This is a genomic window from Megasphaera vaginalis (ex Srinivasan et al. 2021) (assembly GCF_000478965.1).
Lineage (GTDB): Bacteria > Bacillota > Negativicutes > Veillonellales > Megasphaeraceae > Megasphaera > Megasphaera vaginalis.
This window is the reverse complement of the sequence record NZ_AWXA01000008.1, coordinates 126,596-139,263: the sequence shown is the minus strand read 5'-3', so window position 1 is coordinate 139,263 and position 12,668 is coordinate 126,596. Positions and strand designations below refer to the sequence as shown.

The 12,668-nt window shown below is 44.3% G+C and carries 14 protein-coding genes; 10 read left to right on the top strand and 4 right to left on the bottom strand.

Annotated features, from left to right (window positions below; all coding sequences use genetic code 11):
* Window positions 1–139 precede the first annotated feature (139 nt).
* From HMPREF1250_RS02575 to HMPREF1250_RS02550, 6 genes are all read left to right on the top strand, one after another.
* Window positions 140–946 carry a Fic family protein gene (locus HMPREF1250_RS02575; protein WP_023053108.1) on the top strand — a complete coding sequence of 269 codons (807 nt, stop codon included), beginning with the start codon at window positions 140–142 and terminating at the stop codon, window positions 944–946.
* Entirely contained in the window at window positions 943–1,569 is a 627-nt protein-coding gene (locus tag HMPREF1250_RS02570; RefSeq protein WP_023053012.1) for a recombinase family protein, read from the top strand. Before HMPREF1250_RS02575 ends, HMPREF1250_RS02570 begins: the two co-directional genes overlap by 4 nt.
* Window positions 1,556–1,750, top strand: coding sequence for a hypothetical protein (locus tag HMPREF1250_RS02565; protein ID WP_023053004.1), 195 nt, complete (start codon window positions 1,556–1,558; stop codon window positions 1,748–1,750). Before HMPREF1250_RS02570 ends, HMPREF1250_RS02565 begins: the two co-directional genes overlap by 14 nt.
* An 8-nt stretch (window positions 1,751–1,758) precedes the next feature.
* Window positions 1,759–1,971, top strand: coding sequence for a hypothetical protein (locus tag HMPREF1250_RS02560; RefSeq protein ID WP_023053095.1), 213 nt, complete (start codon window positions 1,759–1,761; stop codon window positions 1,969–1,971).
* A 12-nt stretch (window positions 1,972–1,983) separates the two neighbouring features.
* On the top strand, window positions 1,984–2,922 hold the full coding sequence (locus tag HMPREF1250_RS02555; protein ID WP_023052936.1) for a HipA domain-containing protein: 939 nt from the start codon (window positions 1,984–1,986) through the stop codon (window positions 2,920–2,922).
* A 292-nt stretch (window positions 2,923–3,214) separates the two neighbouring features.
* Window positions 3,215–4,417 carry a HipA-like C-terminal domain protein gene (locus tag HMPREF1250_RS02550; protein WP_023053048.1) on the top strand — a complete coding sequence of 401 codons (1,203 nt, stop codon included), beginning with the start codon at window positions 3,215–3,217 and terminating at the stop codon, window positions 4,415–4,417.
* 267 nt (window positions 4,418–4,684) lie between these two features.
* Here HMPREF1250_RS02550 and HMPREF1250_RS02545 read toward each other — a convergent pair whose 3' ends face one another.
* The 4 genes from HMPREF1250_RS02545 to HMPREF1250_RS02530 form a co-directional block, all read right to left on the bottom strand.
* Window positions 4,685–5,494, bottom strand: a complete 810-nt coding sequence (locus HMPREF1250_RS02545) for a zeta toxin family protein (RefSeq protein ID WP_023053019.1) — start codon at window positions 5,492–5,494, stop codon at window positions 4,685–4,687.
* Window positions 5,475–5,756 (bottom strand): hypothetical protein, encoded by a 282-nt coding sequence (locus HMPREF1250_RS02540; protein ID WP_155914478.1) that lies wholly within the window; start codon window positions 5,754–5,756, stop codon window positions 5,475–5,477. Before HMPREF1250_RS02540 ends, HMPREF1250_RS02545 begins: the two co-directional genes overlap by 20 nt.
* The gene (locus HMPREF1250_RS02535; RefSeq protein WP_023052938.1) at window positions 5,753–6,550 is read right to left on the bottom strand and encodes a Fic family protein; all 798 of its coding nucleotides are present in this window, start codon (window positions 6,548–6,550) and stop codon (window positions 5,753–5,755) included. Before HMPREF1250_RS02535 ends, HMPREF1250_RS02540 begins: the two co-directional genes overlap by 4 nt.
* Before the next feature lie 276 nt (window positions 6,551–6,826).
* The gene (locus HMPREF1250_RS02530; RefSeq protein ID WP_036242386.1) at window positions 6,827–7,204 is read right to left on the bottom strand and encodes a hypothetical protein; all 378 of its coding nucleotides are present in this window, start codon (window positions 7,202–7,204) and stop codon (window positions 6,827–6,829) included.
* Between the two features lie 370 nt (window positions 7,205–7,574).
* Here HMPREF1250_RS02530 and HMPREF1250_RS02525 point away from each other — a divergent pair, with 370 nt between their 5' ends.
* The 4 genes from HMPREF1250_RS02525 to kdpC all read left to right on the top strand — a co-directional run bounded on the left by HMPREF1250_RS02525 (window position 7,575) and on the right by kdpC (window position 12,659).
* A complete protein-coding gene (locus HMPREF1250_RS02525) occupies window positions 7,575–7,766 on the top strand; it encodes a hypothetical protein (RefSeq protein ID WP_036242383.1) in 192 nt (63 codons plus the stop codon).
* 189 nt (window positions 7,767–7,955) lie between these two features.
* Window positions 7,956–9,770 carry a potassium-transporting ATPase subunit KdpA gene (kdpA, locus tag HMPREF1250_RS02520; protein ID WP_023053007.1) on the top strand — a complete coding sequence of 605 codons (1,815 nt, stop codon included), beginning with the start codon at window positions 7,956–7,958 and terminating at the stop codon, window positions 9,768–9,770.
* A gap of 15 nt (window positions 9,771–9,785) precedes the next feature.
* Window positions 9,786–11,855 carry a potassium-transporting ATPase subunit KdpB gene (kdpB, locus tag HMPREF1250_RS02515; protein ID WP_023052973.1) on the top strand — a complete coding sequence of 690 codons (2,070 nt, stop codon included), beginning with the start codon at window positions 9,786–9,788 and terminating at the stop codon, window positions 11,853–11,855.
* 171 nt (window positions 11,856–12,026) lie between these two features.
* Window positions 12,027–12,659 carry a potassium-transporting ATPase subunit KdpC gene (gene kdpC / locus HMPREF1250_RS02510; protein ID WP_023053016.1) on the top strand — a complete coding sequence of 211 codons (633 nt, stop codon included), beginning with the start codon at window positions 12,027–12,029 and terminating at the stop codon, window positions 12,657–12,659.
* Window positions 12,660–12,668 lie beyond the last annotated feature (9 nt).

Sequence of the window (12,668 nt, the reverse complement as noted above, 5' to 3'; positions counted from 1 at the left end):
TTCGATAAAGAGTCTCATCAAAGTCTACTTTTTTATGCCTATAAAAATAATAAAGATTGTAGTATTATAAATATATAAATTCATTTATTAGTACGTCATACAAAAAAGCAATAGATTATTATGACGGAAAGGAAATAAAATGAAAAATATTATTTTGGATCGTTTGCGAGGCGAAAAGAGGTGCGGTATTTCCGGCGGATTGTACGAATACACCAAAGTTTGGCTGACATATACTTCCAATACGATTGAGGGCAGCACGGTCAGCTTGGAGGATACCCACGCCATTTTAACCACCGGACGATTGAACGGCAAAGACTATCCGAAACTGAATGACGCGATTCAAACGCGTAATCATGGCATGGCATTTGATTACATGCTGGATATCGCGGAGCAAACGCTCACGGAAGAACAGATAAAGCATTTTCATTACCTGCTGTTTTGGGGAACAGAGGAAGCGATGAAAACTTGGTTTGCCGTTGGGGAGTATAAAAAAGAAGCCAATCGGATCGGCCTGCTGACCGAAACATCATCGCCGGAAGAAACGTCGGAGCATATGAAAACATGGTTGCATGACTGTCGGGGTAAAAAAAATCCGCAACTAAAGGAAGTCGCTCTGGCCCATTACGGTTTTGAAAAAATTCATCCGTTTCAAGACGGCAACGGTCGCGTCGGTCGCTTACTTATGTTCAAAGAATGTTTGCACCACAACATCCCGCCGCTTATTATTACCCCGGAAATAAAACCGTGGTATATGACCGCGCTCAATGAGTGTCGGCAAGGATTATATAATCGTTTATTTGAAACTTGTGGCAAAGCGCAAGACGATTATCAGTTGATTTGCGCTCAATTCATAAAAGAGTATTCTTTACCAAAGGAATTAGAAAAACATCTATCGACTAGCAAAATCACAATTACCAAATCCATTGATAGAGGCTTAGAGCAATGAAAACTTTCGGCTATGTACGAGTTTCGACAAGAGAGCAAAATCCGAAACGACAAATTGATGAATTAAAGAAATATGTATCTGATGAACGCGATATTATTGTTGATCGGATTACCGGTAAAGTTGGAGATCGTCCCGGACTGGATTTATTAAAGCGGCTGTTGCGCCCCGGCGATGAATTATATATTCATGAGTTGGATCGACTAGGACGAAATAAAAAAATCATCAAAGACCAACTACTTTATTTTAGAGAGAAAGAAATAACGGTTCGAGTACTTGATGTTCCGACTACTTTAATTGATTTTTCTAATTATGGAGAATTAGGAAAAACAATTATGGATATGGTCAATAATCTGTTGATTGAGGTTTTATCTACTCTTGCGGAAACAGAAATGTTGCGCACTAAAAAAAGACAAGCTGAAGGCATTGCCGCAGCGCGCGCCAGAGGTATAAAGTTAGGCCGACCGAAAAAAGTATTACCGCCGGAATTTTTTCCGATATATGATCGGTGGATAAAGAAAGAAATAACGGCAGTAGAAGCATTTCACACCTTAGGTATTTCAAAAGATACCTTTTACCGTTGGGTCAGACAACATAAAGGAGAGGTGCAAAATGGAGTTGGATGAAAGAACATTACCGATGGACTTGCAACAAGACATTCAAAATTGGTTAGATCATCAAGACGATGAAAGAAATTGGGATGTTTATCATAATGAGCTTTACGGCACGATTAATATGTACCAACACGCGTATGTAATCAGTGAAGAAGTCGCCGATTATTTACGAAAAAAGTATTTGGGACTTTAGGAGGTAACATGGACATAAAAATTCCTAAGTATCTGCAAGATACACTGGACAAACAACAACGGTTGGAAGAGGAGTATGAAAAAACAAACGATATTTGGATCGGAATGAAAGTCAAACTCGTGTGGGAAGAAGTTTATGCGGACATCAATCAGGCGTTGATTCATGACGTTATTACCGAGGCGGAAGCGCGCGCGCTACGAAAAAAATATTTAGGAATTTAGGAGGAGGTTTCCGTGTTACAAGATTTTACACACTTTGAAAAAATTACTCCCCTCAGATTTGACGGAGCAAGTTATAAATATGCCGTTCAAGGAAACGACTCTCTATATATTTTGAAATTTGAAGAATATCCCCGGCGCAAAGCTTCCATTTCACACACGCATCATCACACATCAGAATATATCGGATCCCATATTTATGAATCGATCGGACTACCGACACAAGAAACTTTTTTGGTAAAACGAGATGACAGAATCGCCGTTGCCTGCAAACATTTTTGCCAAGGAAATACGCGGTTGTATTCGTTTAAAGAATTGGCCACCGATTTTATGCATCCGTCTATTTCAAAAAACAGCGCATCGCAAGCGATTACCACTCTTGAGGGCACGCTGGAGCTCATTTCAAAGCAAACTGTTTTTCAACCGAAGGTATTGACCGACAGATATTGGGACATGTTTGTCGTGGATGCGTTTATTGCTAATTCGGATCGTCATAACGGGAACTGGGGATATTTGGTCGACAACCATACATTTGAAGTTTCTTTAGCGCCGATATATGATTGCGGATCATCTCTTTACCCGCTTTTAACAAACGAAGAGATGCGGACCTGTTTACAAAACGAAAGCATGATGAAACAACTTTCCGCCAATGAACCGTCTTCTACCGTTCGTTATAAGGGAGCTAAAATTAACTTTTTGGATTTTTGTCGGAACTACGAAAATCCTGACTTCCTTGCTGCCGTAAAACGAATCGTGCCGCGAATTGATATGGATACAATCAAAGCCATTATCACCCATACCCCCGTCATTACAGAGATCAGAAAAGAGTTTCTTATTCATTTATTGACGCTGCGAAAAGAACTGCTTTTAGAGCCGGCCTTAAATCGCGCCATGAAAGCGGAAAAGATTTCGTTTAATGAGTCCGATCAGGTCACCAAAGGTCTGGAGCGATGAAAGTATTCGGCGATGCGCGACATGTTCATGAGCCGGATCGATCGTGAAGAAATAAGCATCAGCGTAAAGGCGCGAACGGAAAAGCGACAGAGATCTTTTCATCATGCCGCATACATACGCGAATATTTCGGTGCAAAGGAGGGGCGCGGATATTTCGAGCCTATATTCGAGAAGACATTGTTTTACCCGAACGGAAATCAAAAGAAATTCAAGAACTGGTGGATACGCTGGAACATTTGTATATCGAATTGCAATCCATGGATCCGCGCGCGCCGGATGGAGGCGGCTTATAGTGTATTTTTTGCGAAATAAGGACAAAAATCTTTTAACCTTTCAAATCATCAAAAAAGAAACGGAAGTTACGTCTCCGGCAACAACGACGTCACAAGTTGGCGTCGCGTATCAAGTCCGCGTCGATTCGTTATGTGAAGATGTCGAACAACTGCCGCTGCAGATGCAGGGGGAAACCGTCGGCGCGGAGGAATTGGATCAGCGATTGGGAAACTGGCTCAAGTTAAGAAAAGTGCCGGAAAGCAGAGCGTTCGCGGATTGTCTCATGAAAGCGATTGACTCCGGCGCGAATCCGTTTACGTATATCGATGTTACTTACGGACTTTCGCTTAACGATTCGTTTTGGGTTTGCCCGGTAAGGGAACGCGATGTATCGTGGGATGCGGTCAATGCATATCAAAACGCATTCGATGATCGGGTCGCGCGGCTCGCGTTTACCGGTGTCGGCGGTCGGATTGACGGCGTGACGACGACGCCGGAATTTACGACAGGCGGCGCATTGCGGAAATGTTGGCAACGGAAAGAAGATCGGATTTATTTATATAAAGGCGGCAGTGAACGTTTCGCGAATGGCGGGTTGGAGCCGTACATGGAAACATTCGCGGCGGAAATCGCCAAGGCGATGAATTTGAACCATGTTCCCTATGAACTGGCGGAACTTCATGGCGTTTCCGTCAGCAAATGCCCGCTTTTTACGGATGAAAACACCGGCTTTATTCCGATGTACGATGCGCTGGGGGCGGAATATTTTCAAACCCATTCGCTCAATGATCCGCGAACATGGGAAACCATCGGCGAAAGATACGGCATGACGCAGTGGGAAGACATGCTTTTGTTTGACGCGGTGATCGCTAATGAGGATCGACACTTGGGCAATTTCGGGTTTTTGCTGGACACGAATAGCAATTGCCTGAAAGGTCCCGCGCCGCTCTTTGACCACGGAAACTCTCTCTTTTTCAACGCCACCGATGAGGAGTTCGCCGATATTTTTGAATATGCGCCGACCCGTCGCAGTTGTATCGGACTGACGTTTGAAGAACAAGCGAAACTTTTTTTGCGCCGTCGCCATTTGTCCGGCTTACAAAAGCTGACAAAACTGACACTGCCGCGGCATAAAGATCCTCACATCGATTTCATCGCGACGCAATTAGAAAAGTATCTGCACAGCATATCGGAGAAATTGATTCGGTCGTATCAAAAATAACGGCAGACCTCGCGGGTAGACGACCGCCTCAGCAGTGCTCGTATTGGCTGAGAAGTAACTTGACCGTTAGCGACTTCGTGCTAAAATAAAGGTAGTAAGAAACCAAAAAGCACAAAGTAAGGGTTCAGAAAAACGAAAAAGACGGGGCGAGCCCCGTCTTTTTCAATTGCATATTTTATTATTAATGAGGTTTTCCGAACCGGCAGGATTACATTTTTGCGCGTTACAGAGTATGACACGGATTTTATCGGCAACTTGATTTCCGCTTCACTTTTCTAAAAAGGAACGTATTTCCGTGATAGTTGCTTCATTAATTTCGGAAACTTCTTTTTGTTGCTCCGCTTCCAGCATCTTGCGAATAAATGCTTGTTGTTGATGCAAATCCTGCGTTTCCGTTTCCGTCAACGGTCGTGACCATTCGTGATCGATGGCGGCCGTGATTTCGTCTGGATCGTTTTTGGAACGGAAAAGTTCACCGGCGCGATTGCATACGACGATTTCGTTGAAACATTTCGTTCTCGCCAAATAGATAAGATTTCCTTTTAACAGAGAAACGACTAAATCATGGTGTTTTTTGTCCACGGTGCGGGCATTGTCTTGCTGCAATCCTTGAAACAGTCTTGTCATGGTACCGGTGAAGCTGACTTCCGGCTTCATCGCCATGACATACAAATCGACTTCATATCCGTACGCGCGCAAGCGGTTCGCGGTTCGTTCGGGCACTTCCGTTGTACGCAGCGTTCCCTCAATCAGCAAGTTGTACTTTTCTTTTGCCAGCCGCTCAATTAATGCTTCCGTGATCGCTCCCGACCATTGGGCGGTGTGTTTCGGGTGATCCGATCCGTATTCTCTTTGAATTTCCGTGTAATGCGGATGCGAATCGCGAAACTCGTCGGTGTTCAGAAATATAAAGTTATTATCTTTACGATTAACGAGCCTCACAATGCTGCTTTTGCCGCTCCCGGGTTGCCCGCCGGTGAGAATGGCGCGCGGTTCGTGGGCGGGAGTTTTGCCCTGAGTAAGTCGTCGGTAAAGGATTTCAACTTGTTCGTTTAGTTCAGATTTTGTGTAATTCATAAAGTTTATTCAAGACCTCCAGCACTAAGCTTGCTTGAAATTTGATTTTCAACAGTTCTTCCAGACTGTCCGTGTGTAATGCCGTTTCTCGATAGTCTTGAATTTTCTCGATAAATAGCAACAGATGTTCAGGAATCGGCTTGTTTTTTTGTAGCCAATGTCGGTCACCAAATCCGGATACTGCGGCGATCAGCTCCACAACTACTTCACGTTCAAAAATCATCATCGACGGGCTTAGTTCAATTTTATATTCGTCCATCATATTCCCCTTTCCGGAGTGCGCTCTTGTTGGACGGCCTTCTCGGCGGCCATTATATCGCGCACTTCCTGCTCATAATTTTTTCGGATGTCATATATTAATGGAAAATCCGCGTTGAAATTTGTTTGCGCCGATTGAAATACTTCTACCAACGGCTCAATACTTTTTTCCACACGAGATAACTGCAAGGCGTTGCGATAAGATTGCGCGCTTTCACTATGAATGCAAATCGGATCTTGGTTGCATGCCAAGCATTGTTTGAGCAATAAAAATCGACCGATGCGACCGTTTCCGTCTTGGAACGGATGAATGGTTTCAAATTCCAGATGAAACGCCGCCATATCTTGCAATGTCATTTGGCGTTCATTGTATTTTCCCAATAAATAGTCCATTTTTTCCGGTACTTCATGCGGCTGCTCGACCGCGATGCGTTTGCCGGCCGGTCCGATAATCATATTGGGGATTTTTTTGAATACGCCGGCGAAACCGTGATCGGCGTCAGTTGTATATTGTTTCAATAATTGATGATATTCTCTTAACTTAAATGCGGTAAGAGGGCTTTGGTAGTCTTCCACGATGTAGTCGAATAAATGCAGTGAATTTTTGGTTTCTATAATATCATCCCATGAATGATCACCACTGACGAAATTCTCTTTCAGCAGCGTTATTATTTCCGGCAGAGAAAAAGTGCTTCCTTCAATTTTATTGGTGTGATACAGAAATTTCACTTTGAAATCGTCATATATCCCGTTAGATGTGTTTTTCAGTACCTGCAATGTGCTCGCGATATCCAACATTGGAATGTCCCTTTCTTACATCTCGTAAAGGCGGAAAACAAATTACTGCTATTCGTGCTCTTATTATACTATACGCATACGGCTTCAGAATTTTCTGCCTTTACCGCTTCGATTACGTCGGTACGCTTGTTGATTTTATCCAAGGCTTGTAAATAGAGCGTCGCTGCCTGGTTCATCATTGGGTATGATAGAAAACGTTTTAAAAGGGTCTAGACTGTTAAGATATTTAAGCAAACAAAAAAGGACGGGGCATCCGTCCTTTTAAAATGCATGGTTTTATTCTTCTACAAACTTATCATACTTTTGTGCTTCGGATTTAGAAACTTTTTTAAAAGTGCTTGTATGCATTTTATCGAATCCTACACTAGATAAATCTTCATTAAAAAACAGGGGCCGATGATTTAGCGGATTGTTGTTTGGGTCAGCAACCATTTGCTTTATATCCGGGTTAAATTTAGATACCCAGTGCGTGGAACTTTTTTTATACTTTCTGTTGTTTTCATCAACATAAAAACCGGAGCATTCATATAAATTATCATTATTTTTCTTTTCTAAAACAATAATCGAGCTAACGCCATTTATGTTTTTGTTATAAGCAGTGTACGTTCCCGACACATCTGGAGTACTACTGCATCCGGCAATAAAGAAGGCCATACATAATACCGTTAAGAATCCTATCAGTTTTTTATCATAATGTCCTCCTAAATTTTTTAGATGTTAAAATGATAAGTTTTTAACATCTAAAAACCACTATGGAGTATAAAGACTTAAATATATTGGAAAAATATTTAGAAAAAGAATTTATAACACATTAAAATATAAATACGAATTTACAAATCGTAAAAAACACAAGTAAAGGATTGAACGGTAAAAAGATCGGAACATTATATTCCGATCTTTTTTATTTAAAGATGATAAGTTGTAAAAACTTATACAATCTTAGCTTCGATTGCAGGACACTTTTTCCCTCTTAATACTTTTAGTGGTATTATGACTTTGCAAGAAAGAAATGAGGTGAACAGTTATGAGCATTATAAATGCAGCGAGAAGATTTGAACAGAGATTTGACGCAAAAGCGGAACGCTTTATTTGGCATCATCCGCTACTTGGCTTCATCTCCATCTTTGTTGGAATGCCATTACTGGTTTTGGCGTGTGTCTGTATCAGTACAATCGTTATCGCCTTTCCGATGACATATATTTTAGGTTGGTTATAATCTTTATTTTATCTTTATATCCACAAAAGATGACTAATGCCACTTTTAGATGAAAGGCTTTATAATATACTTGGAGTATCAAAAAAGGAGGATGAATCTTATGCAAATACTAATTGCACTCATAGGTGTATGTGCGGCAGCAATGCTGCTGTGGTATGTCTATATTTTAATGAAGGGAGATGAGCAGGCATGAGCACCATAATTCAGTATGTTTTATACCTTGCCATTCTGATTGTTTTGGCAATTCCGTTGGGCGCATACATAAGCAAAGTTATGAATGGCGAGAAAACTTTTTTGTCCAAAATTCTGACACCGTGTGAAAACCTTGTTTACAGGATTATGCGTGTAGATAAAGCAGAACAGATGACATGGAAAAAATATGCGGTAAGCGTATTGGTTTTTTCCGGTGTTGGACTTGTTTTTCTGTTCCTGCTCCAACTTTTACAGGGCGTTCTTCCCGGAAACCCGCAGCATCTTTCCGGTGTGAAATGGGATTTGGCATTTAATACTTCTGCAAGTTTCATTACCAATACAAACTGGCAGGCATATTCCGGTGAATCTACATTGAGTTATCTCACTCAGGCTTTAGGTCTGACTGTTCAGAACTTTGTTTCCGCAGCCACAGGTATCGCCGTTCTGTTTGCTTTGATCCGTGGCTTTATCAAGGTGAAATCCACCGGGTTAGGGAGCTTTTGGGTGGACTTGACCCGCATTGTGGTTCACATCCTGCTCCCACTGAATCTGGTCATTTCTCTGTTGCTGGTAGGCGGCGGTGTAATCCAGAATCTGAAAATTTCAGAAACCGTATCTCTTGTAGAACCGATTGCTGTCAGTGCAGAAGGTGAAATCCTTAAGGATGCAGTAATTGACTTAGACACCGCAACCGTCACTGTAGATGGCGAAATCTTTTCGGATGCACAGATCGTCACCGAGCAGTTCGTACCAATGGGTCCTGCAGCCAGTCAGGTCGCAATCAAGCAGACCGGCACCAACGGCGGCGGCTACATGGGCGTCAACTCTGCACATCCTTTGGAAAACCCCAATGCCTTTACCAATCTGATTGAAATGATTTCCCTTCTTCTAATTCCGGCGGCACTCTGCTTCACATTCGGCTCTGCGGTAAAGAACAAGAAGCAAGGTATCGCAATCTTTATGGCAATGTTCCTCTGTCTGGTTGTTGCCTTGGGTTGCATCGCTGTCAGTGAGCAGGTCGGTACATCTCAGCTTGCACAAAATGGTACAGTCAATACCTCTATGATAGAACAGGCTGGCGGCAATATGGAAGGCAAGGAGACCCGCTTCGGCATTGCGGCATCCTCTACCTGGGCAGCCTTCACCACAGCAGCCTCCAACGGCTCTGTAAACTCCATGCATGACAGCTACACGCCTCTTGGCGGTATGGTGACTATGCTGCTGATGCAGCTTGGTGAGGTTATTTTCGGCGGCGTGGGATGCGGCCTTTACGGTATGCTTGCCTTTGCCATTCTGGCGGTGTTTATTGCTGGTCTGATGGTAGGCCGTACTCCGGAATTCCTTGGCAAGAAAATTGAGCCTTATGAGATGAAATGGTCGGTACTGGTTTGCCTTGCAACGCCCATTGCAATTCTGGTCGGCAGTGGCCTTGCCGCTGTAGTACCCTCTGTCATGGATAGCCTGAATAACAGCGGCGCCCACGGTTTCTCTGAAATGCTGTACGCTTACTCATCCTGTGGCGGCAATAACGGCTCGGCCTTTGCCGGTTTCAATGCGAATACCGTATTTCTAAATGTAAGCTTGGGACTGGTGATGCTCTTTGTCCGGTTCCTGCCCATCATCGGCACACTTGCAATCGCAGGTAGCCTGGCCGGGAAAAAGAAAATCGCCACGACTGCGGGTACCTTGTCTACCACAAATGGAATGTTTGTTTTCCTGCTGATTGTTGTGGTATTTCTGATCGGTGCACTGAGCTTCTTCCCGGCACTTGCCCTTGGACCACTTGCTGAGTTCTTTGGCAGCATTGCGTAAAGGAGGTTTACAGATATGAGTACAAAACAGAAAAGTGCTTTTGCCAACCGGAAAATGCTCGGCAGGGCAGTTAAAGATTCTTTTGTAAAATTAAGTCCGAAAACACAGGCAAAAAACCCGGTCATGTTTCTGGTTTTTGTGTCTGCGATTTTGACCAGCATCCTTTGGCTGGTGTCCCTGTTTGGGTTAAAAGACGCTCCAAGCGGATATACACTGGCGATTGCCGTTATCCTTTGGTTTACCGTGCTATTTGCCAACTTTGCCGAGGCCATTGCAGAAGGCCGAGGCAAAGCACAGGCAGATTCTCTACGGGCATCCCGTAAGGATGTGGACGCACATAAAATTCACTCTGTATCGCAGAAAGACAGTGTGACCGTGGTTCCATCCGCCCTGCTGAAAAAGGGGGAACTGGTGATTGTCAAAGCAGGAGAGCAGATTCCGGCAGACGGCGAAGTCGTGGAAGGTGCGGCATCTGTGGATGAAAGCGCTATCACTGGCGAATCCGCTCCTGTAATTCGTGAGGCAGGCGGCGACCGCAGTGCCGTCACTGGCGGCACCACTGTGCTGTCGGACTGGATTGTTGTCAGAGTGACCAATGAAGCCGGAGAAAGCTTTCTGGACAAGATGATTGCGATGGTAGAAGGTGCTGCCCGGAAAAAGACGCCCAACGAAATTGCTTTGCAGATTTTTCTGGTAGCCTTGTCCATCATCTTCATTTTGGTGACAGTCTCCCTCTATACGTACTCCATTTTTTCTGCAAAGCTGGCGGGAATTGAGAATCCCACCTCTGTACCAACTCTGATAGCGCTGTTGGTGTGCCTTGCGCCTACTACCATTGGTGCCTTGCTTTCCGCCATTGGTATTGCCGGTATGTCTCGACTGAACCAGGCAAATGTTCTGGCCATGAGTGGACGTGCCATTGAAGCCGCTGGTGATGTAGACATTCTGATGCTTGATAAAACCGGAACAATCACTCTGGGTAATCGACAGGCATCGGAGTTCATTCCGGTGGATGGTGTAGATATTCAGGAACTGGCGGACGCGGCTCAGCTTTCTTCTCTGGCAGATGAAACCCCTGAGGGCAGAAGCGTTGTTGTGCTGGCAAAGAAGGAGTTTGGAATTCGTGGCAGAAGCCTTCAGGACAAGGATATGCACTTTGTCCCATTTACTGCCGTGACCCGTATGAGCGGCGTCGACTTTGACGGCAACGAAATCCGAAAAGGCGCAGCAGACGCCATGCAAAGTTATGTAACCCATGCAGGCGGTATGCATTCTCCGGACTGTGATCGAGTTGTCAAGTCTATTGCGTCCAAGGGCGGCACACCTCTGGTTGTAGCTAAGAACCACAAGATTCTCGGCGTCATCTATCTGAAGGATATTATTAAGCAGGGCGTGAAGGAGAAATTTGCAGATCTACGAAAAATGGGCATCAAGACCATTATGATCACCGGCGACAATCCAATTACTGCTGCGGCCATTGCTGCCGAGGCCGGTGTGGATGACTTCCTTGCGGAAGCAACACCGGAAGGAAAACTGGCAATGATTCGCGATTTTCAGGCAAAGGGTCATTTGGTTGCCATGACAGGCGACGGCACCAACGACGCCCCGGCTTTGGCACAAGCAGACGTTGCAGTTGCCATGAACAGCGGCACACAGGCAGCAAAAGAAGCAGGTAACATGGTGGATTTGGATTCTTCGCCCACAAAGCTTATCGACATTGTGCGCATCGGCAAACAGCTTTTGATGACACGAGGCAGCCTGACTACATTCTCTATTGCCAACGATGTGGCAAAATACTTTGCCATTATTCCAGCGCTGTTTATGGGACTTTATCCAGGCCTGTCTGCTCTGAATATTATGGGGCTGCATTCCCCGCAAAGTGCTGTTCTCTCTGCGATTATTTATAATGCACTCATCATTATTGCGCTCATTCCATTGGCGCTGAAAGGTGTGAAATACCGTGAAGTTTCCGCCGGAAAGCTGCTGTCACGGAACCTGCTGATTTATGGTCTGGGCGGTCTGGCAGCTCCCTTTATCTTTGTGAAGCTGATTGATGTTCTGCTTGTGCTTACTGGTCTGGTATAAGGAGGGTGTAAAATATGAATGCGATAACAAAGAAAACAATCTCGTATTTTGAAGGAATTCTTGGAATGACCTTAGCCGTCCTATGTGCGATTACACTGCGTTTCGCCATATGGGAACCTGAATTACTTCAGAAAATTTTTCTCACCATCTTCGGCTAAGGGGGTATATATTATGAAATCAATGAAAAGTGTACTACCAAAGGCAGGTATGATTTTTTTAATCTTTACGCTGCTGTGCGGCGTAGTCTATACGGGTGTTGTCACAGTAATTGCTCAGCTAATTTTTCCGGACAATGCCAACGGAAGTATCATTGAAGTAAACGGGAAAAAATATGGCTGTGAATTACTTGGGCAGCAATATACAGATGAGGCCCATATGTGGGGGCGCATTATAAATATTGATGTTTCAACCTATACGGATGAAAACGGAAAGGCACTGATGTACGCCGCTCCCTCCAACATCTCTCCGGCAAGTCAGGAATATGCACAGCTTGTGGCAGAGCGTGTAGAAAAGCTCCGCAATGCAAATCCTGAAATGGATGAAACAGCTGTTCCGGTGGATCTTGTCACCTGTTCCGGCAGTGGGCTTGATCCCCATATTTCCCCGGCAGCAGCGGAGTATCAGGTAACCCGCATTGCAAAAGCAAATGATATGACCGAAAATGAAGTGCGTGAGATTATCCAAAACTGCACCGACGGACGATTCTTTGGTATCTTTGGTGAAGAGACTGTCAATGTGCTGGAAGTCAATCTGATGCTGGACGGTATTCTGGAAAAGAATCGTCTTTACTTGAGTGACAGATAGAAGGGGTAA